Origin of the sequence: Streptomyces mesophilus, assembly GCF_011044995.1 — a bacterium.
Taxonomy (GTDB): domain Bacteria; phylum Actinomycetota; class Actinomycetes; order Streptomycetales; family Streptomycetaceae; genus Streptomyces; species Streptomyces mesophilus.
In genome coordinates, this window is record NZ_JAAKZW010000028.1 from 23,567 (window position 1) to 49,653 (window position 26,087).

Below are 26,087 nucleotides of genomic sequence, written 5' to 3' on the forward strand. Positions count from 1 at the left end.
GGCGGGCCGTTTCCTGTGCCGCTACTTGGTTGCCGCTACTTGGTGTTGCGGGCCAGACCGAGGGCGTAGTCCGGCCACCATTTACCGGCCGGCGGTCCGCCACGGCATTCGCCGTCCGACTCGCCGGGACGCTTGATCCACAGGAAGGCGTCCGCCAGCTTGTCGCCGGTCTTCGTCGTGGGCGCGGCACCGAGGGCACGGCCCGGCGGATTGCACCAGGCCTCGCCGCCGCGGCCGGGCAGCGGGCCGTTGCCGTTGCGGCTGGTGTCGATCACGAAGTGCTTGTTGCCGACGAGAGCGGAGAGCTTGCGCCCGTACGCGATGTTCTCGGCGGTCGGCTGGAAGTTGGCCACATTGAGCGCGAAGCCGTCGGCCTGCGCGATGCCCGAACGCCACAGCGGCTGCGCGAGATCGCCGGGGTTCCTGATCCAGTCCGGGTTGCCGGCGTCCAGGTAGACCTTGGTGTTCGGCTGCTTCTTCAGGCGGGCGACAGCCTCCGAGATCAGCCGGAAGCGCTGCTCGTGGTACTCGGCCGGGGTGCAGCCGTCCGCCACATGCGGCAGCGCGTCCGGCTCCAGGACGACGATGGCCTTCTTGTCCTCGATGTTGTCGGCGAAGGCGCCGATCCACTGCCGGTAGAACGCCTCGCTGTGCGCACCGCCGGCCGAGTGCTGACCGCAGTCGCGGTGCGGGATGTTGTACGCGACGAGCACCATCGTGCTGTTGGTCTTCGCGGCTCCGTCGCGCGCCGCGCGGATCTGCCACCCGGGCTCGTCGCCCGCGGGCCATACGGCGAAGGGCTGGTCGGCGATCCGGCGCAGCACCTCGGCGTCCGAGGCGCGGCCGCTCTGCCGCCACTGCTTGACCTGCTGGGCTGCGGGGCTGTTCGGATCGACCCAGAACGGTGTGCCGGCCGGTTTCTGCGGCGACTGGACGAGGGCTGCCTCACGGGCGTCGGAGGCCTGGCCGGCGTCCTCGGCGCCGCCGGAACAGGCGGCGGTCAGGGCGAGCGCGGTGCCGAGAGCGGCCGCGATGGCCGACCGGCGGCGGATGGTGCGGGCGTTGCGGCGGGCGGTCATCCGGACCCCTTGGAGACGGCGCACAGGACCGGGCAATCGTTACATAACGGACAGAGATCGGCAGGTCACGACACCTCTGCGGGGGACGCAACGGGTACGGCAACGGGACACAGCAACGGGGCGCCGCCCTCAGGCGACGCCCCGCGCAGATCTCGTACGACTCAGAACCCGGCGGGCTCCGTGTACACGCCCCACTCGTCCCGCAGCACTCCGCAGATCTCGCCGAGTGTGGCCTCGGCCCGTACCGCCTCGATCATCGGCACGATCATGTTGGAGCCGTCCCGCGCGGACGCGAGCATCGCGTCCAGGGCGGCCCGCACCTTCGCCTCGTCCCGGCCCGCCTTGCGGTCGGCGAGGATGCGCACCTGCTCGCGCTCCACCTCGTGCGAGACCCGCAGGATCTCCAGGTCGCCGGTGACCGAGCCGTCGTGGCAGTTCACGCCGACGACGCGCTTGTCGCCCTTCTCCAGCGAGCGCTGGTACTGGAAGGCGGACTCGGCGATCTCGCCCGTGAACCAGCCGTCCTCGATCCCGCGCAGAATCCCGGAGGTGATCGGGCCGATCGGGTGCGAGCCGTCGGGGTGGGCGCGCAGGCCCCGCTCCTTGATCTGCTCGAAGATCTTCTCGGCGTCGGCCTCGATCCGGTCGGTGAGCTGCTCGATGTACCAGGAGCCGCCCAGCGGGTCCGCCACGTTGGCGACGCCGGTCTCCTCCATGAGCACCTGCTGGGTGCGCAGCGCGATCTCCGCGGCCTGCTCGCTCGGCAGCGCGAGGGTCTCGTCGAGGGCGTTGGTGTGCAGCGAGTTCGTGCCGCCGAGCACCGCGGCGAGCGCCTCGACCGCCGTACGCACCACGTTGTTGTACGGCTGCTGCGCGGTCAGCGACACCCCGGCCGTCTGCGTGTGGAACCGCAGCCACTGCGCCTTGTCGGACCGCGCCCCGTACACCTCCTTCATCCAGCGCGCCCAAATGCGGCGCGCCGCACGGAACTTGGCGATCTCCTCGAAGAAGTCCAGGTGCGCGTCGAAGAAGAAGGACAGACCGGGCGCGAAGACGTCGACGTCGAGACCGCGGCTCAGACCCAGCTCCACGTAACCGAAGCCGTCGGCCAGGGTGTACGCCAGCTCCTGCGCGGCCGTCGACCCCGCCTCGCGGATGTGATAGCCGGAGACCGAGAGCGGCTTGTACGCGGGGATGCCGGCGGAGGTGTACTCCATCAGGTCGCCGATCAGACGCAGATGCGGCTCCGGCTGGAAGAGCCACTCCTTCTGCGCGATGTACTCCTTGAAGATGTCCGTCTGCAGCGTCCCGTTGAGCACCGCCGGGTCCACGCCCTGACGCTCGGCCGCGACCAGGTACATGCAGAACACCGGAACGGCGGGCCCGGAGATGGTCATCGAGGTGGTGACATCACCGAGCGGGATGTCCTTGAACAGGACCTCCATGTCGGCGGCCGAGTCGATCGCCACCCCGCAGTGCCCGACCTCGCCGAGCGCGCGCGGGTCGTCGGAGTCGCGGCCCATCAGGGTCGGCATGTCGAACGCGACGGACAGACCGCCGCCGCCGTTCGCCAGGATCATCTTGTAGCGCTCGTTGGTCTGCTCGGCGTTGCCGAAGCCCGCGAACTGGCGGATCGTCCACGTCCGCCCGCGGTAGCCGGTCGCGTGCAGGCCGCGCGTGTACGGGTATTCGCCCGGCCAGCCGATGCGCTCGAAGCCCTCGTACGTATCGCCCGGACGCGGCCCGTAGACCGGCTCGACCGGGTCGCCGGAGAGCGTGGTGAAGTCGGCGTCGCGCTTGCGGGCCTTGTCGTACCGGGCCTGCCAGCGGCGGCGGCCCTCTTCGATCGCGTCAGCGTCCATACCTTCGAATTTACTAGGACGTCCTAGTAAATGTCGATGGCCGACCCCCGTGGCGCGCGCCACGGGGGTGGGGTGCCGCAGAAATTCCGTAAGGCCCTCAGGCCTTGGCGACCGCGGGGCCGTCCTCGGTGAAGAGGGGCTCCAGCTCGCGGGAGACCTTGCGCTCGACGAAGAAGGCGGCGGTCGGGATGGTGCCCGCGATCAGCACCCACAGCTGCTTGCCGACGGGCCACCGGGCCTTGGAGCCGAGGTCGAAGGCGAAGACCAGGTACACGACGTAGAGCCAGCCGTGCGCGATGCTGACGACCTTGGTGAAGTCCGCGGCGCCGTCCATGTCCAGGGCGTACTTGCCGATCATGCCGAGGGTCAGCAGGACGAGCAGGACACCCGTGATGTAGGCGAGGGCGCGGTAGCGGGTCAGGACGCTCTTCTTCATACGGACGAGGGTAACCGTCCGGTTTGCGCGATCTTTGCGCGGGTGCGGGGGCCTCGTCGGCGGGGGCTCAGCGCTCTTCGAAGTCCGCGGCCGAGACCCGCAGCGGCCGCAGCATCGCGAAGATCTCGCCGCACTCCTCCGCGTCGTACACCCCGAGCCCGAAGTCCATCGCCATCAGATCGCGGGTGGCCGACTCGACCACCTCGCGGCCCTTGTCGGTGATCGAGGCCAGGGTGCCGCGGCCGTCGTTGGGGTTGGGGCGCTTGTCGACCAGGCCGGACTTCACCAGGCGGTCGACCGTGTTCGTCACCGAGGTCGGGTGGACCATCAGGCGCTCGCCGATCTTCGACATCGGCAGCTCGCCCGCCTTGGAGAAGGTGAGCAGGACCAGCGCCTCGTAGCGCGCGAAGGTAAGGCCGTACGGCTTGACCACCGCGTCGACCTCGGCGAGCAGGATCTGGTGGGCGCGCATGATCGAGGTGATCGCGGCCATCGAGGGCACCGTTCCCCAGCGCTGCTTCCAGAGTTCGTCGGCTCGGGCGATGGGGTCGAAGGGGAGGCTGAGCGGCTTCGGCACGCCCTCGACCTTACCGGGCGGTCACATCGTGGCCAGTGCCGTCTCGCAGTTCGGTCCGCTCCGCCGGGCGCGCTCCGGCCCGGTGGGCTTCCCGTACGAGGAGAAGGGAGAGGAGCGTGCCGATCACGCCGGCCCCGGTGACGACCTGGTGCACCGGCCAGAACTCGGCGGCCAGACCCGCCAGGGCCATGCCCGCGCCCTGGACCGTCATCAGGCCGGCCGTCATCAAGGTCATGGCGCGGCCGCGCAGTTCCTCGGGCACGGTGGCCACGAACCACTGGTCGAGTCCGAGGACGTAGGCGCCGCCGGCTCCGGCCAGGACGAGCAGGAGTACGGAGAGGCCGAGGCCGGGCTCGGCCGCGTATGCGAGGAAGGGCAGCAGGCTCGCGCCGGCCACCGGGAGCACGATCCGCGAGCGGGTGCGCGGGCTCAGCCGGGCGCCCACCCACACCTCGGCCGCGATATGTCCGACCGGCATCGCGCACATCAGCAGACCGAGCGCCGCGGGGCCCGCGCCGATGTGCTCGGCGTACGGCGCGGCCAGGGCCTCGGGCGCGACGACGAACATGGTGGGCACCCAGAACAGCAGCACCTGGGCGCGGATCCGGCGGTCGGCGAAGACCTTGCGGGCGCCCGACAGGGACTCCCGCATCAGGGCCGCGCCCCCGTGCGCGCGGGCGGGGCGGGCCTTGGTGCCGAAGCGAAGGAGCAGGGCCGAGGCCAGGAACGTGCCGAGGGTGAGGGTGATGGCGCCGCGCGGCGAGACCACCGTGAGCAGGACGCCGCCCACACCGAACCCGGCGAGCTGGGCACTCTGCGAGACGATCCGCAGGATCGAGCGGCCCAGTACGTAGAGGTCGCCCTCGCCGAGGATGTCGGTGAGCGCGGCCATCCGCGTACCGGTGAAGACGGGCGCGATGGCGGCGATCATGATGCGCAGGGCGAGCAGCGCGGCGACCGGCGTGCCCGGCACGATCATCACGGCGACGCAGGCGGCGCAGATCAGATCGCAGACGACGAGGACGCGGCGGGCCGGGTAGCGGTCGGCGACGCCGGCGAAGAGGGTGCCGCCGACGAGGTACGGCAGCATGCCGAGCGCGAAGGTGAGGGCGCTGAGCAGCGGGGACTTGGTGAGCTCGTAGACGAGGACGGTCAGCGCGATCTCGGCCACCACGACGCCGAGCAGGGAGAGCAGGTGCGCGGCGAACACGGCGCGGAACTCACGGACCCGGAAGACGGCTGCGTACCCCTGGGGAGGGGTGGCCTCGGTTTCGGTGGCGCGGGTGGTGGTCGACATGTGCAGCAGCGTGCCGCCATGGCCGCGTATGGCTAAGAGTTTCGGCTCAGGCCGAATCTTCGTACGCTGGGGATCTCCGCGGCGGCCGCGGCGAGAGGAGCCCGGACGTGCCCTTCCATCTGCACTTCGGTGAACAGGACCTGCTGCGCTGCCGGTTCGCGATCTCGCCGATCTGGGAGACGCAGGCGGCGATCGGCACGCTGGGGCGGCCCGCGAGTCATGGCTACCATCTGCCGTGGCTGCGCCGGATCAAGGACGCGGCCGCCGAGCTCGACCTCGCCCCGGTCCTGCGCCTCATGCCGCAGCGCGGACGCAACCCGGACTTCTGGTGCCCGCCGCCGACGAGCGCGCTCGACACCTTCGAGGAGGAGCTGGCGCGGGTGCGGGCGACGCCCGCCGACGCCGCGTACACCGATCTCCACGAGACGCTCGCCGACCAGCCGGGCGCGCTGGAGAGCCCCATGGGGCAGCGGCTGCTCGCCGATCCCGCGGCCGCCGTCCAGTTCCTGGCCGACCGTCTCGAGCAGGCCTGGCACCGGCTGATCGCCCCGGAGTGGCCGCGCCTGCGGGCGCTGCTCGAAGCGGATGTCGCGTACCACTCGCGGGTGCTCGCGGCCGTCGGATTCCGGTCGCTGCTCGGAGAGTTGAACCCCAACCTGCGCTGGGAGGGCTCGACGCTGACCGTCGTGAGCAGCCTCGGTGAGTACGAGCGCACGCTGCACGGCGAGGGTCTGGTCCTGATGCCCTCGGTGTTCACCTGGCCGCATGTGGTCAGCGGTCAGGAGGAGCCGTGGGCGCCCGCGATCATCTATCCGGCGCGCGGGATCGGCGGCCTGTGGAGCGACGAGGGCGACCGCACCCCCGACGCGCTCGCCCGGTTGCTCGGCCGGGCCCGCGCGGATGTGCTCTGCGCGCTGACGGACCCGGCGAGCACCACCGCGCTGGCCCATCGGCTCGGGCTCGCGCCCTCCTCCGTATCGGCGCATCTGTCGGCACTGAAGGGTGCGGGACTGCTGGTCTCGCGGCGGTACGGGCATCAAGTCCTGTACGAGCGGACGCCGTTGGGGATCGCGCTGGCGGGCGCCGAGGGGTGAGGCCGCCGTCTTACGGGCCGCCGCTTTACGGTGCCGCCGACTCCAGCTCCTCGATCGTGCCGGACATGACCGCCCGTACGTGCTCGGTGAGGTGCTCGGCCGGCCAGTCCCACCATGCGACCGCGAGCAGCCGCTCGATCTCCGGCTCGCTGAAGCGCTTGCGGATCAGACGGGCCGGGTTGCCGCCGACGATCCCGTAGTCGGGGACGTCCGCGGTGACCACCGCGCCGGTCGCGATGATCGCGCCGTGGCCGATGCGGACGCCCGGCATCACGGTCGCGCCGTTGCCGAACCAGACATCGTTGCCGACCACCGTGTCACCGGGGTTCGGCAGCCCGGTCAGCAGGTCGAAGTGCTCGGCCCAGGAGCCGCCCATGGTCGGGAAGGGGAACGTGGAGGGCCCGTCCATACGGTGGTTGGCGCCGTTCATGATGAAGCGCGTGCCCGTGCCGAGCGCGCAGAACTTGCCGATGACGAGCCGCTCGGGACCGTAGTGGTAGAGCACGTTGCGGGTCTCGAACGCGGTTGCGTCGTCCGGGTCGTCGTAATACGAGTACTCACCGACCTCGATCAGCTCGGACTTCACCAGCGGCTTGAGCTGGACGACGCGCGGCTGGCCGGGCATCGGGTGCAGGACGGTCGGGTCGGCGGGCACGGGCATGGTGCGCTCCCTCGGGTGTGGGTGGTCGGTGCGGGTCGTGGGTCCGGGGTTCACAGGGTGCGCAGCACCCGGGCGGGGTTGCCGACCGCGAGGACGCCCGGCGGGAGGTCGCGGGTGACCACCGAGCCCGCGCCGACCACCGTGTTCTCGCCGATCGTCACGCCCGGGCAGACGATCACGCCGCCGCCGAGCCAGACGTTGTCGCCGATCGTGATCGGCTCGCCCTTCTCCCAGCCCTCACGGCGGCGCTCATGGTCCAACTCGTGGGTGGGGGTCAGCAGTTGGACGTTCGGTCCGATCTGGACGTCCTCGCCGATCGTGATGCGGGCCGCGTCCAGGAAGACCGCGCCGAAGTTGACGAAGGTCCGCGCGCCGATGGAGATGTAGCTGCCGTAGTCGCACTGGAAGGGCGGCCGGATACGGACGTCCTCGCCGAGGTCGCCGATCAACTGCCCGAGAATCTTCTGGCGTTCGCCCGGTGGTGCGGTCGAGGCCGCGTTGTACGCCGCGCACAGTTCGGCGCGGCGTACGGTCTGCGCGAGCAGTTCCTCGTCGTCGGCGATGTACCAGTCGCCCGCCAGCATGCGGTCCTTGTTCTCACCCATGGGGGACCACTATGCCCGCACCTCAGACGGCGGACGCAGCCGCCCGGGCCCACTGCTGCCGCAGCAGCTCCACCGTCACGGTGATCGCCGGGCGGCGTGCCGCGCCCGGCCGCCACAGCGCGTACAGACGGCGCACCGGCGCCGGCTCCAAGGGGAGCGCGTGGACCCCGTCCGGCAGCGGGCCGCGGCCCAGGCGGGGGATGAGGGCGATGCCCAACCCTGCGGCCACCAGGGCCAGTTGGGTGTGGTACTCCGCCGCCTGGTGCGCGAGCAGCGGCTCGTGGCCCGCCGCCCGCAGCGTACGCACCAGCCAGTCGTGGCACACGGTGCCCGGCGGCTGGCAGATCCAGCGCTCTCCGCCGAGATCCGTGCGCCGTACGGATTCCCGCGCGGACAGCGGGTGCCCCTCGGGCACCAGGAGGTCGCACGCGTCGTCACCGATCACCGCCTGCTCCACACCGTCCGGTGCGGGCAGCGGCGCGATGTCCCAGTCGTGGGCGACCGCCACATCGATCATGCCGCGGGCGACCAGGTCGATGGACAGATGAGGATCGACCTCGGTCATCCGTACGTCGAGTCCGGGGTGCTCCCGGGCGAGTTCGGCGAGCACACCCGGCAGCAGGCCGCGGGCCGCGGTGGAGAAGGCGCCGATCGTCAGGAGGCCGGTCGGCCTGCCCCTGCGTTCCTCGAGCGTGGTCTCCGCGCGCTCGACGATCGCGAGCAACTCCTGTGCGGTGGAGGCGAGATGACGGGCCTCCTCGGTGAGCGCGACCCCCCGCCCCCGGCGTTCGAGGAGCGTGGTGCGGGTCTCCCGCTCCAGCTTGGTGATCTGCTGCGACACCGCGGACGGTGTGTACCCGAGCGCGAGGGCCGCGGCGGCGACGGAGCCGTGCACGGAGACGGCGTGCAGGGCGCGCAGACGTCCGAGGTCGAGCATGATCGCCTCCCGGGTGAGCCGGCTCCTGGGCCCGAGCCGCCTATGCGTAAGCAACGCTCAATTCAACCATGAAGAGATTCGCGCTGGTGCTAAAGAGTCGGGTCGCTGATCCTCGGATCATGCGTCCCGTACACATCGCGCTCGCCGTCCTGGTCACCGCCGTCTGGGGAGTGAACTTCGTCGTCATCGAGCTCGGGCTCGGACACTTCCCGCCGCTGCTCTTCTCCGCCCTGCGCTTCCTCGTCGCAGCGCTGCCCGCAGTCTTCTTCGTGGGCCGTCCCAAGGTCGCCTGGAAGTGGGTGATCGGGGTCGGACTCGCCCTGGGCGTGGCCAAGTTCGGGCTGCTCTTCATCGGGATGGACCGGGGCATGCCCGCCGGACTCTCCTCGCTCGTCCTCCAGATCCAGGCGGTCTTCACGGCCGTCCTCGCGGCGGTGCTCCTTCGCGAGCGCCCGGGCCGCGTACGCATCGCCGGCATGACCGTCGCGCTCGGCGGCATCGTGCTCGCGGCCGTGGACGAAGGCGCGTCGGGGCCGGTCCTCGCGTTCGTGCTCGTCATCGCGTCCGCCGCGTGCTGGGGCGTCTCCAACGTGCTGACCCGCAAGGCCTCACCGCCGGACGCGCTGAACTTCATGGTGTGGGTGTCCACCGTGCCTGTACTGCCGCTGCTCGCCCTGTCGCTGGTCTTCGAGGGGCCCGAGGCGGATCTGGCCGCGCTGCGCGCGCTCGACTGGGGCGGCGTCGGCGCGATCGTCTACGTCGCGTGGGGTGCGACGGTCTTCGGGTTCGGCGTCTGGGGCTTCCTGCTGCGACGCTATCCCGCTTCCGCGGTGGCCCCCTTCTCGCTGCTCGTGCCGGTGTTCGGGATGTCCTCGGCGGCGCTGCTGCTCGACGAGTCGGTGAGCCCGCTGCGGTGGGGTGCGGCGGTCCTGCTGGTCGGCGGGGTGGCGCTGACGTCGCTGTCGAGGTCCGCGCCCGCTGTGGCGCCGGTGGCGCCGGTCGATCCGGTGGAGGCGGTCACGCCCGTGGAGCCGGTCGAGCCCATGGCCGCGGGCGCATCTCCCGTGCTGGCTAAGCCCCTTCGGGAAACGTGAGCCGGAACAGCGCGCCGCCGCCCGCCGCCGCCTCGGCCGTGAGGTCGGCGTGGTGGGCCCGGGCGATCTGCCGGGCCATGGCGAGGCCGAGTCCCGAGCCGGGCAGGGCGCGGGCGGACTCGGCGCGGTAGAAGCGGTCGAAGACATACGGCAGGTCGGCCGGGGCGATTCCGGGGCCGTGGTCCCGTACGGTCAACTCGCTTGCCGTCAGGGTCACTTCGACCGGGCCGCCGGGCGGCGAGAACTTGGCGGCGTTGTCGAGCAGGTTCGTCAGGAGCCGGGAGACGCGGGCCGGGACGCCGGGGAAGGCCACGGCGTGGGCGCCGTCGTCGGCGTCCAGCGTGAAGGCGACCTGGGGCCAGTGCGCGCGGGCGGCGTTCACCGCGTGCGTGACCAGGGCGTCCATCCGGACCTCTTCGAGCAGCGGCTGCGGCTCCTCGTCGCGCGCCAGCTCGATCAGGTCGTTCACCATGCCGCTGACCTCCCGCAGCTGCCGGCCGAGCGCCTGGGCCGCGCGGTCGCGCTGGGCAGGGGTCAACCGGTCGGCGCGGGCGAGGAGTTCGGCGTTCGTACGCAGCGCCGTGAGTGGGGTGCGCAGCTCGTGCGAGGCGTCGGCGACGAGGCGGCGCTGAGCGGTGACGGACTGTTCCAGCTCGCCGAGCATCGTGTTGAACGTGGCGGCAAGACGCGTCACCTCGTCCTCGCGCCCTTCGGGGCCCGGCGGCAGCTCGATGCGGTGGCGTGGGTCGCGGGTGGCGGCGATGCGTTCGGCGGTGGCGGTGAGCCGGGTGACGGGGGCGAGGGCGGTGCGCGAGACCCAGTAGCCCAGGCCGGCGGCGACCAGCACACCGGCGCCGCCGATGAGAGCGAGGAGGGTGGCGGCCTGGTGCACGCCGCGGTCGGCGATGTCCGCGCGCAGGGCGACTTGGAGTGCGGTGCCGTCGCGCGACGGGGTGGTGTACATCCGGGCGGGATGGCCGTCGAGCGTGAAGTTCGTGTAGTACGCGGGGCGTTGGCGGGCCGCGACCTGGCGGGTCGCCTTCGAGACGGGCAGCAGGTACGGCTGCCCGGGGGCGTTCTTCGCGTACGGCTTCGCGGGGTCGTCGGCCGGGTCGGCGGGCACGTTCTGCACACAGGCCGGGGCGCCCAGGTAACGGCACTCGCCGGTGTACACGCCCGGGCCCTCGTCCGCGTGCTGCTGGGCGATCAGGGCCGCCGACTGGGCGAGGTTCTGGTCGAGCTGCTGGTAGAGCTTGAAGCGGATCACGAAGAACGCGGCCGTGCAGATCCCGACCGCGACCAGCGCCACCGCGGCCGTCGCGGCGAGCGCGAGCCGGGTGCGCAGCGGCCGACGACGCCGCCAACGGGCGCCGAGGCGGCGGTCGGTCCGTCCGCGGGAGGCTCGTCCGGTGGCGCCCGGTCCCGGGTCGGCCGGTCCCGGGTCGGCCGGTCCCGGGTCGGCCGGTCCGTAGGCGTCAGGCTGTGGAGTGCCGGATACGCGGCCGTCGCCGCTCATGACACATCCAGCCGGTAGCCGACGCCGTGCACGGTGTGCACGAGCCGTGGTTCGCCGCCGGCTTCGAGTTTGCGCCGCAGATAACCCACGTATACGGCGAGGGAGTTGGAGTCCGGGCCGAAGTCCTGACCCCAGACCCGCTCCAGGAGCAGCTCGCGCGGCAGGGCCTGGCGCGGGCTGTGCAGCAGCTGTTCGAGGAGCGCGAACTCGGTCCGGCTGAACTCCAGGGGCCGCCCGCCCCGCTGCCCGGTGCGCGTCACGGGGTCGGCCGTGAGGTCGGCGAACGTGAGCAGCGTGCCGTCCCCGGCCGGCTCGTCGGGGGCGACGCGGCGCAGCAACGCCCGTACGCGGGCGGTCAGTTCGTCCAGGGCGAAGGGTTTGACCAGGTAGTCGTCCGCGCCGGCGTCGAGGCCGTCCACCCGCTCGCTCACCGAGCCGAGCGCGGTCAGGACCAGGATCGGCGTACGGTCGCCCATCGCGCGCAGCCGCCGGCACAGGGCGAGCCCGTCGAGCACCGGCATCATCACGTCCGTGACGACGGCGTCCGGCTGCCAGGCCGCGATCTCGGACAAGGCGGCGAGCCCGTCACCGGCGCCGCGCACCGCGTACCCCTCCACCGCGAGCCCGTCCTCGATGGCGACGCGCACCTCGGGTTCGTCGTCGACCACGAGGATGCGCGGTCCTTCGGGGGCCGCCGGGGTGCCGCCGCTGTCACGGTGCGCCGCGGTGCCGCTGCCGTGACGGTACGCCGCGGTGCCGCTGCCGCTGCCGCTGCCGCTGCCGTGACGGTGCGCGGGCCCGCCGCTGCCGTATGCCTTCGCTGCCATGCCGTAAAGGGTGCCAAACCGGACTCTTAGAACCCTCTTACCGCGCTCGGCGAGCGTGGCCGCATGCTGACACCCACCTCACCTCTCTCCGTAGTGATCGGCGCGGGCGGCACCGGCGGTCACATCTATCCCGGGCTCGCGCTCGCCGACGCCCTGCGCCGTGCCGTGCCCGACGCCCTGATCTCCTTCGTGGGCACCACCCGCGGCCTGGAGACGCGGCTCATACCCGGGGCCGGCTACCGGCTGCACACCGTCGACATGATCCCCTTCGACCCCTCGCTCGGCGCCCGCCGCTTCCTGCTGCCCGCGGCGCTCCTGAAGTCCGGCGCCCAGGTCCGCTCGATCCTGCGGGCGCAAGGAGCTCAGGGCGCGCACGTCGCGGTCGGCATGGGCGGCTACCCCAGCGCGCCCGTGATCCTCGGCGCGAAGCTCGCCGGACTGCCGAGCGTGATCCACGAGTCCAACGCCGTGCCCGGACGCGCCAACCAGTTCGCCGCCCGCCTCACCCCGCACCTCACCGTCGCCTTCGACCGCAGCCGCGCGCATCTGTCGGGCGGCGAACGGGCCCGCGTCGTCGGGATGCCGATCGCCGCCTCGCTCGCGGGACTCGACCGTGCCGGGCTGCGGGACGAGGCACGGCGGGCGATGGGCGCCCGGGACGGTGCGCGCCTGATCGTCTTCAACGGCGGCAGCCTCGGCGCGGCCCGCCTCACCGAAGCCGCGCTCGGCCTGGCCGAACTGTGGCGCTCGCGCACCGACGTCCAGCTGCTCATCAAGACCGGACCGGCCGCCCTGGAGGAGACCCGGCGCCGCCTCGGCGCCTCTCCCGTCGCCCGAGCCGTGCCGTACCTCGACCGCATGGACCACGCCTACGCCGCCGCCGACCTGGTCGTCTGCCGTGCGGGATCGGCCACCGTCGCCGAACTCGCCGCCACCGGCGTGCCCGCCGTCCTCGTGCCGTACCCGCACGCCCCCGGCGACCACCAGACCCACAACGCCCGGGTGCTCACCGATGCCGGTGCAGGGCTGCTGCTGCCCGACCCCGAGACCACGGCCGAGCACCTCGCCGACCTCATCGGCCCGCTCCTCGACCGGCCCGAGCGGCTCGCCGCGATGGCCCGCGCCGCCGACCCCGGCCCGCACGCCCGGGCCGCCGACCTGCTCGCCGCCGAGGTCCTTCGCCTCGCCGGCCGCCCCGTTCCCTACCCTCACCTGGAGACCGTCCGATGAACGCCTTTTCCTGGTCCGGCCGCACCGTCCTCGTCACCGGAGCCGAGGGCTTCATCGGCTCGACGCTCGTCGATCTGCTCGTCGAACAGGGCGCGCGGGTAAGGGCGTTGGTCCACTACAAGCCGTACGGGGACAAGGGCCACCTGGCCCGATACCTCGGCGGAACCGAGGTCGAGATGCTCGCGGGCGACGTCCGCGACGGCGGGCGCGTGATGGACGCGGTGGCCGGCTGCGACACGGTCTTCCACCTCGCGGCGCTGATCGGCATCCCGTACAGCTATGACTCGCCGGGCGCGTATGTCCAGACGAACGTCGTCGGCACCGAGAACATCCTCGAAGCCTGCCGCCACCACGGCGTCCGCCGCCTCGTCCACACCTCCACCAGCGAGGTGTACGGGACGGCGCTCACGGTCCCGATCAGCGAGGACCACCCGCTGCAGCCGCAGTCGCCGTACTCCGCCTCGAAGATCGGCGCGGACATGATGGCGCTGTCGCACCGCAACGCCTTCGATCTGCCGGTCGCGGTGGTCCGCCCCTTCAACACCTACGGCCCGCGGCAGTCGGCCCGCGCGGTGATCCCGACGATCCTGGCTCAACTGCACGCGGGTGTACGGGAGATCAAGCTCGGCTCGCTCACCCCGACCCGCGACTTCACCTATGTCACGGACACGGCGCGCGGCTTCCTCGCGGTGGGGGCCTGCGACCGGGCGCTCGGTGAGGTGGTGAACCTCGGTACGGGGCGCGAGATCTCGATCGGTGACCTGGCCGCGGAACTCATCGCGGCCACGGGGGCGAAGGCCGAGGTCGTGGTCGACCCGTCCAGGCTGCGCCCGGCGGCGAGCGAGGTGGAGCGGCTGCTCTCCGACAACTCCCGGGCGCGCGAGTGGGCCGCGTGGAAGCCGGAGGTGTCGCTGCGGGAGGGGCTCTCGCGGACCTCGGAGTGGGTGGCGGCCAACCTGGGACTGTTCGACGTTTCGCGCTATCAGGTGTGATCGCGCAGGTGTGATCGCGCTATCAGGTGTGAGAGGGCCGGCCGCCCGCTTGCGCCAGACCGCCGAGCAGCAGGGCCGTGAAGCTGCGCGCCCACTCGGTGTCGACCGGTTCGCTGCTCACCAGGGAGCGGTGCACGACCGCGCCGGCGACCACGTCGAAGATGAGATCGGCGGTACGGGCGGCGGTCTCGGGATCGTCCTCGGCCGGCAACTCGCCCCGCTCCTGGGCGCGTTGCCGCCCTTCCAGTACGAGGCGCTTCTGGCGGTCGACGATCGACGTGCGGATACGGGCGCGCAGCGCCTCGTCCCCGGTCGACTCGGCGACGACGGCCATCAGCGCGGTCCGTGTCTCGGGACGGGCGAGCAGGTCCGCGAACTGCAGCACGACGCCCTCGACGTCGGCGGCGAGGCTGCCGCGGTCGGGGAGTTCGAGCTCGTCGAAGAGTTCGGCGACGGCGTCCACGACGAGTTCGTTCTTCCCGGCCCACCGCCGGTACAGCGTCGTCTTCGCGACCCCGGCCCGCGTGGCCACGTCCCCGAGCGTCAGCTTGGACCAGCCGAGGTCCACGAGCGCTTCGCGGGTGGCCGCCAGGATCGCCGCGTCGGCCTCGGCGCTGCGGGGCCGCCCGGTTCTGCCGGGGCGGTCGGTGGTGTGGTCGTGCATGGCGCTGACCATACCGGGCGGTACGTGCGGCGGACCGGCGCTCGGCCCGTGATCGCCTTACCCCCGTGAGGGAGATCACGGGCCGAGAACCCACCAGACGATATACGCTACGACTCGTAGCGAAAGCTCGTACGTGAACCTCTCACCGCGAGCGGCAACCACATGCGCGGGTGGGGACCCCGCGCACCCGGTCCTTCCTCGGGACCAACCGGCCCTTCCTTCGGGCCGAATCGGGCCACCGCACCTGGCCCACAGGCCGTGACCTGTCCGCACGCCCCGCATTCCGGCGGGGGGCCTACGGACGGGCCGCGGCCCGTCCGGACGCCGGACGTGGCGGCGAAGCCGGGCTCGGGACGGGGCCCGGTGCACCGCCGCCCGTCCGTGCACTTCGTCCGTGCCGGAAAGCCGTTGCCCACGAATTCGGCGACGGCTTTTCACCGGCGCGCTCCGAGGGGGGAGGATGGGTCCATGCAGCCACGGAACATGTCCATGAGCGGAGTCGTCGACCTCGCCGCGGTGAAGGCGGCCCAGGAGGCCAAGGCCAAGGCGGAGCAGGCTCGCGCCGAAACGGCCCGGCAGGGCGGCGGCGGCGCCGTATCGCCCGCCGACCTGGTGATCGACGTCGACGAGGCGTCGTTCGAGAGCGCCGTCATCCAGCGCTCCACCGAAGTGCCCGTCGTGATCGACTTCTGGGCCGAGTGGTGCGAGCCCTGCAAGCAGCTCGGCCCTCTCCTCGAGCGGCTGACTCTGGAGTACAACGGCCGCTTCCTGCTCGCCAAGGTCGACGTAGACGCCAACCAGATGCTGATGCAGCAGTTCGGGATCCAGGGCATCCCGGCCGTCTTCGCCGTCGTCGCAGGCCAGGCGCTCCCTCTCTTCCAGGGTGCCGCTCCCGAGTCGCAGATCCGCCAGACCCTCGACCAGCTGATCCAGGTCGGCGAGCAGCGCTTCGGCCTGACCGGCCTCCTCGTCGACCCGGACGCCGAGGGCGCCCCCGCCCAGGCGGAAGCGCCCGAGGAGCCGGCCGGTCCGTACGACGCGCTGCTCGAAGCCGCCGTACAGGCCCTGGACGCGGGTGACTTGGGCGGTGCGGTGCAGGCGTACAAGAACGTGCTCGCCGACGACCCCGCCAACATGGAGGCGAAGCTCGGCCTCTCGCAGGCCGAACTCCTGCAGCGTGTGGAGGGGTTGGACCCGCAGCGGGTGCGCCGGGACGCGGCCGAGAAGCCGGCCGACCCGCAGGCGCAGATCGCCGCGGCCGACCTGGATCTCGTGGGCGGTCATGTGGAGGACGCCTTCGGCCGCCTCGTCGACACGGTCAAGAAGGTTTTCGGCGACGACCGCGATGCCGTACGCGTGCATCTGCTCGGCCTCTTCGAGGTCGTCGGAGCCGACGACCCGCGTGTGGCCAAGGCCCGTTCGGCCCTGGCCCGCGCGCTGTTCTGACACCACAAGTACCGGTTCTGACACGTCAGTACGCCCCGTACGTACGGATGGTCCGGATGGTGCTTGGCTGACCTTTCGTTAAACCAGGGACACACAAGTGGTCTTGTGAAGATTTGACGTCAGAGAGACACGGCGGCCGCGCTTTGCCAAAACTTGGCAATCGCGGCCGCTGTTACTTGGAGTAAGCCGAAGCCGTGGTTCTGTCCGGTTTCGCCGGTTGATCAACTGGTCTGTCCCCAGGGGTGCATGCACCCTGTGTGCCCACCCGACGTCGGGCCGTCGTGACGGGGTTATGGAGCCGTTACCAGCGAGTAACGAACCCCCTTGTGCGGGCGCTCCGAATGGACCACGATCGGCCACGCTCGGTCCATTCACGTACGCCCGACAGCCAGCTCGGGAAGCGGGTTCCTGGGTCCCCACCGAGTGGCCGGAGACCTCACGTCACCGGCCTTGGACAGGGGGGTCTCCGCCAATCCGGTGGGGCCTGTCCGACAGGTCGCGCCGCCCCGGTGCGGCCCGTGGTTGTCGCTCGGGGGTGATCGCCCATGTTCCGCGCCGCAGTTCCTGCGCAGTCGGAAACAGCAGGCGCTCTCCTTCCCGAGGACGTAGCACTTCTCCCATCCCTGCCCGGCTGAGCCGCGCCAGTGGCAGTCAGGGTCAGGAGATGTACGTCCGAGAAGGAGGAAAGTCATGGAATCCGTGGCTCGTGGCGGAACCAGATGGAAGCGGTTCGCCGTAGTCATGGTGCCGAGCGTCGCGGCTACTGCCGCGATAGGCGTGGCCCTCTCGCAGGGTGCGCTTGCGGCATCGTTCAGCGTTTCGGGACAGTCGTTCAAGGTCAAGGCCGATGAGCTCCGCGGCTACGACATGCTCCAGTACGGCGGCGTCGACGTCGGCGTGGACATGGAGGGCAAGAAGGCCGCCCACCCGGTGGCCATCAACGCCTTCAAGACGGCCGAGATCGACAACATGTGCCAGTCGATCGTGACGCACGTGCCGTTGCTCGGCGACGTCACGATGAAGCTCACCGCCGGTGGCAAGGGCACTCCGGTCAAGGCCGAGAACATCTACATCGATGTCGCGCAGCTGGACTCGTCCAGCGCCACGTTCTCCAACGTGGACATCGGCGTCGCCGCCGGCCATGCCGGCGACAAGGTGCCCTCGATGAAGGGCGGCAGCGAGCAGGCGAACCCCAACGGTTTCGCCCAGCGTGCCGACAAGGCCGTCATCAAGGACGTGAAGCAGACCGCCTGGGCGACCAGCGCGGGCACGTTCGAGCTGAGCGGCTTCGGTCTGTCCTTGAAGAAGGGCAGCGGCAAGGGCATCGAGTGCTACTAGGCACTCGCTGAGTTACTGCGGCCGGGGCCTCTGACACGGGGCCGGCCGTCGGGCGACTGGCCCGGCGGGCGCGGAGCTTCACTCCCCGCCCGCCACACAGACCTTCTGAATTCACATGTACTGCCGGTTCCAAGGAGCTGTTGTCCCATGAGCGCCGATGCACCGGGGCAGAACGACCACTTCGTCAAGGTCTACCGCAGGAAGTTCCGGGCCTGGCGAGGCACCCGGCCGTTCTGGGCGGGCCTCTTCACCATCCTCGGCGGCATTCCGATCGCGTATCTGCCGTACGGGGACATCAAGCTCGGCAATGTGACGCTTGCGATGGCCACCACGGCCGGAGCCGGTTCGCTGATCATCGGCGTGCTCCTGGTCACGCTCGGCCTGACCATGTGGTTCCACCACATCGTCAAGGTGTTCGCGGGCGTCGCGGCGATTCTGCTCGCCCTGATCTCGATCCCCGTATCGAACCTCGGCGGGTTCCTGATCGGCTTCCTGCTGGCGATGATCGGCGGCGCGCTGTCCATCTCGTGGGCACCGGGTGCGCCGGCCGCGCAGGAACCGGCGAAGACGGACGCGCAGACCGAGCCGGACCCCGCACCGCACACCGACGACGACGGCGGCGCGGACCACACACTGGAGACCAACGGCGGGAGGCACAGTGCCGGGTGACGGTACGCAACTGGCCCTCGGGGCCGCGGACGGCGCTGCGAGCTCGCCGCTGAACGGCACACGCGCGAAGACCGGCCCCAAGCATGCGGCTCCCCGTAAGTCGCTGCTGACGAAACTTCAGATACCCGCGAACAGGGCCATGGCGCTTGCAGCCATGCCGACCGCCGTGTTCGTGGGCATGGGCCTCATGCCCAAGCCCGCGCTCGCCGACGACGGTGAGATCCCCTTCTCGTCGGGTCCGTGCGTGACCCGCGAGGACGTGGAGGCGGCGCAGGAGGAGAGCGCGTCGCCGACGCCGACTCCTTCGGCCTCCGAGACGGGCACCGAGTCCGGGAAGCCCGAGGAGAAGCCCTCCGAGGAGCCTTCGCCGGAGCCGTCGACGAGCGCGTCGGGAGAGGCCCCGGCGGACGGCACGGCGGACACCGCCGAGCCGAAGGCGGCCGCCGAGCCCACGGCGTCCCCGTCCCCGTCCGAGACCACGAATCCGCTGGACCCGCTGGGTGTCGGCGAGAAGCTCGACCAGTTCGGCGAGGACGTCAAGGACTTCTTCACGCCGGACGACAAGGAGACGGCGACCCCCGAGCCTTCCGCGACGCCCACACCGGAGCCGAGCGAGAAGCCGACCGCCGAGGAGACCGAGAAGCCGGCCGAGGACGACGCGTCCAAGGACGAGCCGACCGCGGACAAGCCCACCGAGGACGTGGCCGACAAGGTCACGGGCGAGGTGGACAAGGCCGAGGACAAGCTCAAGGCCGACATCGAGAAGGCCGCCGACGAGGTGGGCGCCGAGGTCGAGAACCTGGACGAGGCACTCAAGGAACTGCCGCTCGGCGAGGACGGCAAGCCGCGCTTCCCGTGCGCCGAGGGTGACCCGAAGGCCCTCGCTGACGCGGACCTTGAGCCCGGTATCCCGGCGCTGCCCGACTATCCGTGGAAGCTGGAGACCAGCATGCTCACGCTGCGCGGTCTCGACTACCACGGTGTCGTGAACGTGAAGACGGCGAGCGGTGCGGTCAAGCCGGTCCTGAAGTTCACCGCCGACGAGGTGGACATCAAGGATCTGCACCAGGTCGTGCAGGACCCCAAGGGCGGACCCACGGCGCACGTCAAGGGTGCCAAGGGTTCGACGTCCGAGATCCGCGACGGCACGGTGACCATGTACACCGAGTCGCTCAAGGGCAACCTCTTCGGGCTGATCCCCGTCGAGTTCACGCCCAAGACGCCGCCGCCGCTGAACGTGCCGTTCGCGTTCTTCACCAACGTCACCGTGATGCAGGCCGGCCAGTTCGGCGGCACGCTGACGGTGCCGGGCTTCCAGAACTACATCGAGGAGTGAGCGACTCACTCCCGCAGGCATACGAAGAGGGCGCCCTCCACACGGAGGGCGCCCTCTTCGTCGTACGAGCGGAAGAACCGCGTCAGTCGCGGCGGCCGCCACCGAGGTGGTGCACCCGGACCATGTTGGTCGTGCCAGGGACGCCGGGAGGCGATCCCGCGGTGATGATGATGGTGTCGCCGGTGCTGCAGGCGTTGATCTTCATCATCTCGGCGTCGACCAGCTCGACCATGTCGTCGGTGTTGTCGACGTGCTGCACGACCTGGGTGTTCACACCCCAGCTCAGCGACAGCTGGTTGCGGGTGTCCTGGTCCGTCGTGAAGGCCACGATCGGCTGGATGGGACGGTAGCGGGACAGCCGGCGGGCCGTGTCACCGGAGTGCGTGAAGGCGACGAGGGCCTTGGCGTCGAGGAACTCCGCGATCTCGGCGGCCGCACGGGCCACCGAACCACCCTGCGTACGCGGCTTCTTGCCGGGCACGAGCGGCTGCAGACCCTTGGAGAGCAGCTCCTCCTCGGCGGCCTCGACAATGCGGGACATCGTCTTGACGGTCTCGATCGGGTAGGCGCCCACCGAGGACTCGGCGGACAGCATGACCGCGTCCGCACCGTCCAGGATCGCGTTGGCCACGTCGGAGGCCTCGGCGCGCGTGGGACGGGAGTTGGTGATCATCGACTCCATCATCTGGGTCGCGACGATCACCGGCTTGGCGTTGCGGCGGCACAGCTCCACGAGGCGCTTCTGCACCATCGGGACCTTCTCGAGCGGGTACTCGACGGCCAGGTCGCCGCGCGCGACCATGATCCAGTCGAAGGCGGCGACGACACCGTCCATGTTGGCGACGGCCTGCGGCTTCTCGACCTTGGCGCCGACCGGGACGCGACGCCCGACCTCGTCCATCACCTTGTGGACGTCCTTGACGTCGTTGGCGTCGCGTACGAAGGACAGGGCGACCATGTCGCAGCCCATCTTCAGGGCGAAGCGCAGGTCCTCGACGTCCTTCTCGGAAAGGGCCGGGACATTGACCGCGGCACCGGGCAGGTTGATGCCCTTGTGGTCCGAGATCACACCGCCCTCGATGACGACGGTCTTGACCCGCGGGCCCTCCACCGAAACGACCTTGAGCTCGACATTTCCGTCGTTGATAAGGACCTGGTCGCCCTTGCCGACATCGCCGGGCAGACCCTTGTAGGTCGTACCGCAGATCGACTTGTCGCCGGGTACGTCCTCGGTGGTGATGGTGAACTCGTCACCGCGCACCAGCTCGACGGGACCCTCGGCGAAGGTCTCCAGGCGGATCTTGGGCCCCTGCAGGTCCGCGAGCACACCCACGGCCTTGCCGGTGTCCGCGGCAGCCTGGCGGACGCGGTCGTACCGCTCCTGGTGCTCCGCGTGGGTTCCATGGCTGAAGTTGAAGCGGGCCACATTCATACCGGCCTCGATAAGAGCCTTCAGCTGCTCATACGAGTCGACGGCGGGGCCCAGAGTGCAGACGATTTTGGAACGGCGCATGAGGCGGATCCTATCGGTTTGTTTCGGCGCGGAATATTCCGTCTGGTGGAAAGTCCAAAGGGGCGAACTGTCGCTCAGATGAGGGGAATTGATGCCGGTATTTATCCCGGCATTTATCCCCGGCTTTCATCCCCTGACGAGCGCGTACGCCTGGGTCGCGATCTCCAGCTCTTCATCGGTCGGTACGACGGCCACCGCGACCCGCGCGTACTCCGCGGAGACGAGCCGGGGCTCGTCCGCGCGTACGGCGTTGCGCTCACCGTCGAGGGCCAGGCCCAGCTCCTCGAGACCGCTGATCGCGGCCTCGCGCACCGTCGCCGAGTTCTCGCCGACGCCGGCCGTGAACGCCACCGCGTCCACCCGGCCGAGCACCGCGGCGTAGGCGCCGATGTACTTCTTCAGGCGGTGGATGTAGACGTCGAAGGCGAGCGCCGCGGAGGCGTCGCCCTCCGCGCGCCGGCGCTCCACCTCGCGCTGGTCGTTGTCGCCGCACAGGCCGATCAGACCGCTCTTCTTGTTGAGCAGGGCGTCGATCTCGTCGACCGACTTCCCGCCCACCCGGGCCAGATGGAAGATCACGGCCGGGTCGAGGTCACCGGAACGAGTACCCATCACGAGCCCCTCAAGCGGCGTGAGCCCCATGGATGTGTCCACGCACACCCCGCCCCTGACCGCGGACGCCGAGGCGCCGTTGCCCAGGTGCAGGACGATGACGTTGGTCTCCTCGGGCGTCCTGCCGAGCAGCTTCGCGGTCTCGCGCGAGACGTACGCGTGCGAGGTGCCGTGGAAGCCGTAGCGGCGGATCGAGAGCGCGTCGGCCGTCTCCCGGTCGAGCGCGTAGCGCCACGCGGCCTCCGGCATCGTCGCGTGGAACGCCGTGTCGAACACCGCGACCTGGGGCAGGTCGGGGCGGATCGAACGGGCCACCTCGATACCGGTGACGTTCGCCGGGTTGTGCAGCGGCGCCAGCGGTACGAGGCTCTCCAGCTCGGCGAGCACATCGGCGTCCACCACGGTGGGCTGGGTGAACTTGGTGCCGCCGTGCACGACACGGTGGCCGATCGCGGCAAGCTCGGGGGAGTCGAGGCCGAGGCCGTCCTTGGACAGCTCGGCGGCGACCCCTTCGAGCGCGGCCTTGTGGTCGGCGATCGGGCCCTCGAAGACCCGGGCCTCGGCGCCCCCGCCGGTCAGCGGGGTGTGCTTGAGCCGGGAGGTCTCCTCACCGATGCGCTCGACCAGGCCGACGGCCAGACGCGAGGCGTCGGCCATGTCGAGCAGCTGGTACTTCACCGACGAGGAGCCGGAGTTGAGGACGAGTACGCGGGTCGCAGTCACGAAAACGGCGCTTCCTAGGTGGGGGAGTGTTACGCGGTGGGGGTCTGGGCCTGGATCGCCGTGATGGCGACGGTGTTGACGATGTCCTGGACGAGGGCGCCGCGGGACAGGTCGTTCACCGGCTTGCGCAGGCCCTGCAGGACCGGGCCGACGGCGATCGCGCCGGCCGAGCGCTGCACGGCCTTGTACGTGTTGTTGCCGGTGTTGAGGTCGGGGAAGATCAGCACGCTGGCCTGTCCCGCCACCTCGGAGTCCGGCAGCTTGGTCGCCGCGACGGAGGGCTCGACCGCCGCGTCGTACTGGATGGGGCCCTCGATCTTCAGGGCCGGGTTCTGGCCGCGGGCCAGCTCGGTGGCCTCGCGCACCTTGTCGACGTCGGCGCCCTTGCCGGACGTGCCGGTCGAGTACGAGAGCATCGCGATCCGCGGCTCGACGCCGAACTGCTCGGCGGTGACGGCCGACTGGAGCGCGATGTCCGCGAGCTGCTCGGCGTTGGGGTCCGGGTTGACCGCGCAGTCGCCGTACACGAGGACCTTGTCGGCCAGGCACATGAAGAAGACCGAGGAGACGATCTTCGCGTCCGGCTTGGTCTTGATGATCTCGAAGGCCGGGCGGATGGTCGCCGCGGTGGAGTGCACCGAACCGGAGACCATGCCGTCGGCGAGACCCGTCTGCACCATGAGTGTGCCGAAGTAGTTCACGTCCACGACGACATCGTTGGCCAGTTCGACCGTCATGCCCTTGTGGGCGCGCATCTGCGCGTACTGCTCGGCGAACGTGGCGCGCAGTTCGGAGGTGGCCGGGTCGATGATCTGCGCGCCGGAGAGGTCGATGCCCAGGTCGGCGGCCTTCTTACGGATGGCCTCCGTGTCGCCGAGCAGCGTCAGATCGCAGACGCCGCGGCGAAGCAGCACATCGGCGGCGCGCAGGACGCGGTCCTCGGTGCCCTCCGGCAGCACGACTCGGCGCTTGTCCGAGCGGGCCTGCTCGATCAGCTTGTGCTCGAACATCATCGGCGTGACCTTGCCGCTGCGGGACACCTCGACCCGCTTCAGGAGCTCGGCGCCGTCCACATGGCGCTCGAAGAGGCCGAGCGCGGTCTCCGCCTTGCGCGGGGTCGCGGCGTTCAACTTGCCTTCGAGCGCGAAGAGTTCGGCCGCCGTCGGGAACGAGTTGCCGGCCACGGAGATCACCGGGGTGCCGGGCGCGAGGCGCTCGGCCAGGCGCAGGATCTCCTGGCTGGGGCGCTCGTTGAGCGTGAGCAGCACGCCCGCGATCGGCGGCGTACCGGCGTTGTGCGCGGCGAGCGCGCCCACCACCAGGTCGGCGCGGTCGCCGGGGGTGACGACCAGGCAGCCCGGGGTCAGGGCGTTGAGGAAGTTGGGCAGCATGGCGCCGCCGAAGACGAAGTCCAGGGCGTCGCGGGCGAGTCCGGCGTCGTCGCCGAGCAGCACCTTGCCGTCCAGGGCGTGCGTGATCTGGGCGACGGTCGGCGCGGCGAGCGCCGGCTCGTCGGGCAGCACGTAACAGGGCACCTGGAGACGGGCCTCGAGACGTTCGCCGATGACCTCGCGGTCCTCGGGTGCGACCCGGTTGACCACCAGGGCGAGGACATCGCAGCCGAGCGCCTCGTAGGCGCGGCAGGCGTTGCGCGCCTCGGCGCGTACGGACTCCGCGGACTGCTTCTTGCCGCCGACCACGGGCAGCACCGAAGCGCCGAACTCGTTCGCGAGCCGGGCGTTGAGCGCCAGTTCGTCGGGGAGCTGGGTGTCGGCGAAGTCGGTGCCGAGCACGAGGACCACCTCGTACTCGCGCGACACCTGGTGGAAGCGGTCGACGAGCCGGGAGACCAGCTCGTCGGTGCCCTTCTCGGCCTGGAGGGCGGAGGCCTCGTGGTAGTCCATGCCGTAGACGCTCGACGCGTCCTGCGTGAGGCGGTAGCGCGACCGCAACAGGTCGAAAAGACGGTCCGGGCCGTCGTGGACGAGCGGGCGGAAGACGCCCACCCGGTCGACCTGACGGGTCAGGAGCTCCATGACTCCCAGCTCGACCACCTGCCGGCCGTCGCCCCGGTCGATCCCGGTCACGTACACGCTGCGCGTCACGCGTGCTCTCCGTTCCATCGCGTCTGCATCTGTCTGCTGCCTTCTGCCGCGGCTGCTCCCGCAGCCGCCCGGCAACTGTCTCTTCTTGCCTGTCCCGATTGTCGGCGGACAGACGTTCTCGCGCCTGCGGTGTGGGTACGAGCGTTCGTACGGTGATCCACCGCGACGGAGGCCGCAAAATTACCCGTTATGGTGGGCTTGACCTCTTGACAATACCTCCGCGGATGGATAGAGCGCCCGCCGGACCTAGGCCCCTGGAGCGGTGGGACAAAGGGCCTGGAAGGTCCTTTTGCGGCGGAGTAAGTGAAAGGGGCACACCTGTGTGGCCCGTGGAACAATCGGACCGGGCTCACGCGTACGACTAGCCACCAGGAGACACAGCACGATGCGTATCGGAGTTCTGACCGCAGGCGGCGACTGCCCGGGCCTGAACGCAGTGATCCGGTCGGTCGTGCACCGTGCCGTCGCCGCGCACGGGGACCAGGTCATCGGTTTCGAGGACGGCTACAAGGGGCTGCTCGACGGCTACTACCGCCCCCTCGACCTCACCGGTGTCAGCGGCATCCTCTCGCGTGGCGGCACGATCCTGGGTTCCGCCCGCCTCGAGAAGGGCCGCCTCGAGGACGCCGTCGCCAACGCGCCCGCCCTCGCCAAGAAGCTCGGCATCGACGTCCTCATCCCGATCGGCGGCGAGGGCACGCTGACCGCGGCGCGGATGCTGTCGGACGCGGGGATGCCGGTCGTCGGCGTGCCGAAGACCATCGACAACGACATCAATGCCACGGACCGTACGTTCGGCTTCGACACGGCCGTCGGTGTGGCCACGGAGGCGATGGACCGGCTCAAGACCACCGCCGAATCGCATCAGCGTGTGATGGTCGTCGAGGTCATGGGCCGGCACGCGGGCTGGATCGCGCTCGAGTCCGGGATGGCCGGCGGTGCGCACGGCATCTGTCTGCCGGAGCGGCCCTTCGACCCCGCGGACCTGGTCAAGATGGTCGAGGAGCGCTTCGCCCGCGGCAAGAAGTTCGCCGTCATCTGTGTGGCCGAAGGCGCGCATCCCATCGACGGCTCGATGGACTACGGCATGGGCGACATCGACCAGTTCGGTCACGAGCGCTTCAAGGGCATCGGTACGGCCCTGGCCCATGAGCTGGAGCACCGGCTCGGCAAGGAGGCCAAGCCGGTCATCCTCGGTCACGTGCAGCGTGGCGGCACGCCGACCGCGTACGACCGTGTCCTCGCGACGCGCTTCGGGTGGCATGCGGTGGAGGCGGCGCACCGGGGCGAGTTCGGGAAGTTCACCGCGCTGCGGGGGACGGATATTCAGATGGTGCCGTTGGCGGATGCGGTTTCGGAGCTGAAGACGGTGCCGGAGTACCGGATGGCGGAGGCGGAGTCGGTCTTCTGAGCCGTCGCTCGGTGCGGGCCCCTGGCTTCGGCCGGGGGCCCGTTGCGTTGTGGGGTGCGGGTG

The 26,087-nt window shown here is 70.6% G+C and carries 23 protein-coding genes; 9 read left to right on the forward strand and 14 right to left on the reverse strand.

Going from position 1 to position 26,087, the window contains the following annotated elements; translation table 11 throughout:
- Nucleotides 1-35: 35 nt before the first annotated feature.
- From G6045_RS10760 to G6045_RS10780, 5 genes are all read right to left on the reverse strand, one after another.
- A complete protein-coding gene (locus G6045_RS10760; protein WP_165331645.1) occupies nucleotides 36-1,079 on the reverse strand; it encodes a glycoside hydrolase family 6 protein in 1,044 nt (347 codons plus the stop codon).
- Nucleotides 1,080-1,240: 161 nt separating this feature from the next.
- The gene (locus tag G6045_RS10765; RefSeq protein WP_165331646.1) at nucleotides 1,241-2,941 is read right to left on the reverse strand and encodes an acyl-CoA mutase large subunit family protein; all 1,701 of its coding nucleotides are present in this window, start codon (nucleotides 2,939-2,941) and stop codon (nucleotides 1,241-1,243) included.
- Nucleotides 2,942-3,038: 97 nt separating this feature from the next.
- Nucleotides 3,039-3,377, reverse strand: coding sequence for a DUF3817 domain-containing protein (locus G6045_RS10770; protein WP_165331647.1), 339 nt, complete (start codon nucleotides 3,375-3,377; stop codon nucleotides 3,039-3,041).
- A gap of 67 nt (nucleotides 3,378-3,444) precedes the next feature.
- On the reverse strand, nucleotides 3,445-3,954 hold the full coding sequence (locus G6045_RS10775) for a MarR family winged helix-turn-helix transcriptional regulator (protein ID WP_052579541.1): 510 nt from the start codon (nucleotides 3,952-3,954) through the stop codon (nucleotides 3,445-3,447).
- Nucleotides 3,955-3,964: 10 nt separating this feature from the next.
- Nucleotides 3,965-5,251, reverse strand: a complete 1,287-nt coding sequence (locus tag G6045_RS10780; protein ID WP_165331648.1) for an MFS transporter — start codon at nucleotides 5,249-5,251, stop codon at nucleotides 3,965-3,967.
- A 107-nt stretch (nucleotides 5,252-5,358) separates the two neighbouring features.
- Between G6045_RS10780 and G6045_RS10785 the strand changes: the two genes are divergently transcribed.
- Nucleotides 5,359-6,345, forward strand: a complete 987-nt coding sequence (locus G6045_RS10785) for an ArsR/SmtB family transcription factor (protein WP_165331649.1) — start codon at nucleotides 5,359-5,361, stop codon at nucleotides 6,343-6,345.
- A gap of 25 nt (nucleotides 6,346-6,370) precedes the next feature.
- Here the strand turns inward: G6045_RS10785 and G6045_RS10790 are convergent, their stop codons facing one another.
- The 3 genes from G6045_RS10790 to G6045_RS10800 are packed head-to-tail and all read right to left on the reverse strand — an operon-like array spanning nucleotide 6,371 to nucleotide 8,548.
- Complete coding sequence (locus tag G6045_RS10790) at nucleotides 6,371-7,006, reverse strand: CatB-related O-acetyltransferase (protein ID WP_165331650.1); 636 nt, start codon at nucleotides 7,004-7,006, stop codon at nucleotides 6,371-6,373.
- 50 nt (nucleotides 7,007-7,056) lie between these two features.
- Nucleotides 7,057-7,611 carry a sugar O-acetyltransferase gene (locus G6045_RS10795; protein WP_165331651.1) on the reverse strand — a complete coding sequence of 185 codons (555 nt, stop codon included), beginning with the start codon at nucleotides 7,609-7,611 and terminating at the stop codon, nucleotides 7,057-7,059.
- Nucleotides 7,612-7,633: 22 nt separating this feature from the next.
- On the reverse strand, nucleotides 7,634-8,548 hold the full coding sequence (locus tag G6045_RS10800) for a LysR family transcriptional regulator (protein WP_165331652.1): 915 nt from the start codon (nucleotides 8,546-8,548) through the stop codon (nucleotides 7,634-7,636).
- 119 nt (nucleotides 8,549-8,667) lie between these two features.
- On the opposite strand from G6045_RS10800, the gene G6045_RS10805 reads away from it, so the two are divergent.
- Entirely contained in the window at nucleotides 8,668-9,642 is a 975-nt protein-coding gene (locus G6045_RS10805; protein ID WP_165331653.1) for an EamA family transporter, read from the forward strand.
- On the opposite strand, the gene G6045_RS10810 is transcribed toward G6045_RS10805, so the two are convergent.
- Both G6045_RS10810 and G6045_RS10815 read right to left on the reverse strand, forming a co-directional pair.
- A complete protein-coding gene (locus tag G6045_RS10810; protein WP_165331654.1) occupies nucleotides 9,620-11,158 on the reverse strand; it encodes a sensor histidine kinase in 1,539 nt (512 codons plus the stop codon). The genes G6045_RS10805 and G6045_RS10810 overlap by 23 nt on opposite strands.
- The gene (locus G6045_RS10815; protein WP_328707729.1) at nucleotides 11,155-11,826 is read right to left on the reverse strand and encodes a response regulator transcription factor; all 672 of its coding nucleotides are present in this window, start codon (nucleotides 11,824-11,826) and stop codon (nucleotides 11,155-11,157) included. The genes G6045_RS10810 and G6045_RS10815 overlap by 4 nt, the downstream gene beginning before the upstream one ends.
- A 222-nt stretch (nucleotides 11,827-12,048) precedes the next feature.
- On the opposite strand from G6045_RS10815, the gene G6045_RS10820 reads away from it, so the two are divergent.
- Nucleotides 12,049-13,215 (forward strand): UDP-N-acetylglucosamine--N-acetylmuramyl-(pentapeptide) pyrophosphoryl-undecaprenol N-acetylglucosamine transferase, encoded by a 1,167-nt coding sequence (locus G6045_RS10820; protein WP_165331656.1) that lies wholly within the window; start codon nucleotides 12,049-12,051, stop codon nucleotides 13,213-13,215.
- Complete coding sequence (locus tag G6045_RS10825) at nucleotides 13,212-14,207, forward strand: GDP-mannose 4,6-dehydratase (RefSeq protein WP_165331657.1); 996 nt, start codon at nucleotides 13,212-13,214, stop codon at nucleotides 14,205-14,207. Before G6045_RS10820 ends, G6045_RS10825 begins: the two co-directional genes overlap by 4 nt.
- A gap of 22 nt (nucleotides 14,208-14,229) precedes the next feature.
- Here G6045_RS10825 and G6045_RS10830 read toward each other — a convergent pair whose 3' ends face one another.
- Nucleotides 14,230-14,871, reverse strand: coding sequence for a TetR/AcrR family transcriptional regulator (locus G6045_RS10830; RefSeq protein ID WP_165331658.1), 642 nt, complete (start codon nucleotides 14,869-14,871; stop codon nucleotides 14,230-14,232).
- Between the two features lie 468 nt (nucleotides 14,872-15,339).
- On the opposite strand from G6045_RS10830, the gene G6045_RS10835 reads away from it, so the two are divergent.
- From G6045_RS10835 to G6045_RS10850, 4 genes are all read left to right on the forward strand, one after another.
- A complete protein-coding gene (locus G6045_RS10835) occupies nucleotides 15,340-16,317 on the forward strand; it encodes a tetratricopeptide repeat protein (protein WP_165331659.1) in 978 nt (325 codons plus the stop codon).
- A 690-nt stretch (nucleotides 16,318-17,007) separates the two neighbouring features.
- Nucleotides 17,008-17,655 (forward strand): DUF6230 family protein, encoded by a 648-nt coding sequence (locus G6045_RS10840; protein ID WP_165331660.1) that lies wholly within the window; start codon nucleotides 17,008-17,010, stop codon nucleotides 17,653-17,655.
- A 147-nt stretch (nucleotides 17,656-17,802) separates the two neighbouring features.
- The gene (locus G6045_RS10845; RefSeq protein ID WP_165331661.1) at nucleotides 17,803-18,324 is read left to right on the forward strand and encodes a DUF6114 domain-containing protein; all 522 of its coding nucleotides are present in this window, start codon (nucleotides 17,803-17,805) and stop codon (nucleotides 18,322-18,324) included.
- Nucleotides 18,325-18,478: 154 nt separating this feature from the next.
- Nucleotides 18,479-19,660: a hypothetical protein gene (locus G6045_RS10850; RefSeq protein ID WP_235967781.1), complete on the forward strand. Its 1,182-nt coding sequence runs from the start codon at nucleotides 18,479-18,481 to the stop codon at nucleotides 19,658-19,660.
- 82 nt (nucleotides 19,661-19,742) lie between these two features.
- Here G6045_RS10850 and pyk read toward each other — a convergent pair whose 3' ends face one another.
- The 3 genes from pyk to pta all read right to left on the reverse strand — a co-directional run bounded on the left by pyk (nucleotide 19,743) and on the right by pta (nucleotide 24,613).
- Nucleotides 19,743-21,173, reverse strand: a complete 1,431-nt coding sequence (gene pyk / locus G6045_RS10855) for a pyruvate kinase (RefSeq protein WP_165331663.1) — start codon at nucleotides 21,171-21,173, stop codon at nucleotides 19,743-19,745.
- Nucleotides 21,174-21,299: 126 nt separating this feature from the next.
- Nucleotides 21,300-22,508, reverse strand: coding sequence for an acetate kinase (locus G6045_RS10860; RefSeq protein ID WP_165331664.1), 1,209 nt, complete (start codon nucleotides 22,506-22,508; stop codon nucleotides 21,300-21,302).
- Nucleotides 22,509-22,537: 29 nt separating this feature from the next.
- A complete protein-coding gene (gene pta / locus G6045_RS10865; protein ID WP_165331665.1) occupies nucleotides 22,538-24,613 on the reverse strand; it encodes a phosphate acetyltransferase in 2,076 nt (691 codons plus the stop codon).
- 385 nt (nucleotides 24,614-24,998) lie between these two features.
- On the opposite strand from pta, the gene G6045_RS10870 reads away from it, so the two are divergent.
- Complete coding sequence (locus tag G6045_RS10870; RefSeq protein ID WP_165331666.1) at nucleotides 24,999-26,024, forward strand: ATP-dependent 6-phosphofructokinase; 1,026 nt, start codon at nucleotides 24,999-25,001, stop codon at nucleotides 26,022-26,024.
- Nucleotides 26,025-26,087: the final 63 nt, after the last annotated feature.

What these genes read in the sequence shown, in the direction of transcription:
- G6045_RS10760 (WP_165331645.1), bottom strand. Translation starts at nt 1,079, where the DNA reads ATGACCGCCCGCCGCAACGCCCGCACCATCCGCCGCCGGTCGGCCATC.
- G6045_RS10765 (WP_165331646.1), bottom strand. Translation starts at nt 2,941, where the DNA reads ATGGACGCTGACGCGATCGAAGAGGGCCGCCGCCGCTGGCAGGCCCGG.
- G6045_RS10770 (WP_165331647.1), bottom strand. Translation starts at nt 3,377, where the DNA reads ATGAAGAAGAGCGTCCTGACCCGCTACCGCGCCCTCGCCTACATCACG.
- G6045_RS10780 (WP_165331648.1), bottom strand. Translation starts at nt 5,251, where the DNA reads ATGTCGACCACCACCCGCGCCACCGAAACCGAGGCCACCCCTCCCCAG.
- G6045_RS10790 (WP_165331650.1), bottom strand. Translation starts at nt 7,006, where the DNA reads ATGCCCGTGCCCGCCGACCCGACCGTCCTGCACCCGATGCCCGGCCAG.
- G6045_RS10795 (WP_165331651.1), bottom strand. Translation starts at nt 7,611, where the DNA reads ATGGGTGAGAACAAGGACCGCATGCTGGCGGGCGACTGGTACATCGCC.
- G6045_RS10800 (WP_165331652.1), bottom strand. Translation starts at nt 8,548, where the DNA reads ATGCTCGACCTCGGACGTCTGCGCGCCCTGCACGCCGTCTCCGTGCAC.
- G6045_RS10805 (WP_165331653.1), top strand. Translation starts at nt 8,668, where the DNA reads ATGCGTCCCGTACACATCGCGCTCGCCGTCCTGGTCACCGCCGTCTGG.
- G6045_RS10810 (WP_165331654.1), bottom strand. Translation starts at nt 11,158, where the DNA reads ATGAGCGGCGACGGCCGCGTATCCGGCACTCCACAGCCTGACGCCTAC.
- G6045_RS10820 (WP_165331656.1), top strand. Translation starts at nt 12,049, where the DNA reads ATGCTGACACCCACCTCACCTCTCTCCGTAGTGATCGGCGCGGGCGGC.
- G6045_RS10825 (WP_165331657.1), top strand. Translation starts at nt 13,212, where the DNA reads ATGAACGCCTTTTCCTGGTCCGGCCGCACCGTCCTCGTCACCGGAGCC.
- G6045_RS10830 (WP_165331658.1), bottom strand. Translation starts at nt 14,871, where the DNA reads ATGCACGACCACACCACCGACCGCCCCGGCAGAACCGGGCGGCCCCGC.
- G6045_RS10835 (WP_165331659.1), top strand. Translation starts at nt 15,340, where the DNA reads ATGCAGCCACGGAACATGTCCATGAGCGGAGTCGTCGACCTCGCCGCG.
- G6045_RS10840 (WP_165331660.1), top strand. Translation starts at nt 17,008, where the DNA reads ATGGAATCCGTGGCTCGTGGCGGAACCAGATGGAAGCGGTTCGCCGTA.
- G6045_RS10845 (WP_165331661.1), top strand. Translation starts at nt 17,803, where the DNA reads ATGAGCGCCGATGCACCGGGGCAGAACGACCACTTCGTCAAGGTCTAC.
- G6045_RS10850 (WP_235967781.1), top strand. Translation starts at nt 18,479, where the DNA reads ATGCCGACCGCCGTGTTCGTGGGCATGGGCCTCATGCCCAAGCCCGCG.
- pyk (WP_165331663.1), bottom strand. Translation starts at nt 21,173, where the DNA reads ATGCGCCGTTCCAAAATCGTCTGCACTCTGGGCCCCGCCGTCGACTCG.
- G6045_RS10870 (WP_165331666.1), top strand. Translation starts at nt 24,999, where the DNA reads ATGCGTATCGGAGTTCTGACCGCAGGCGGCGACTGCCCGGGCCTGAAC.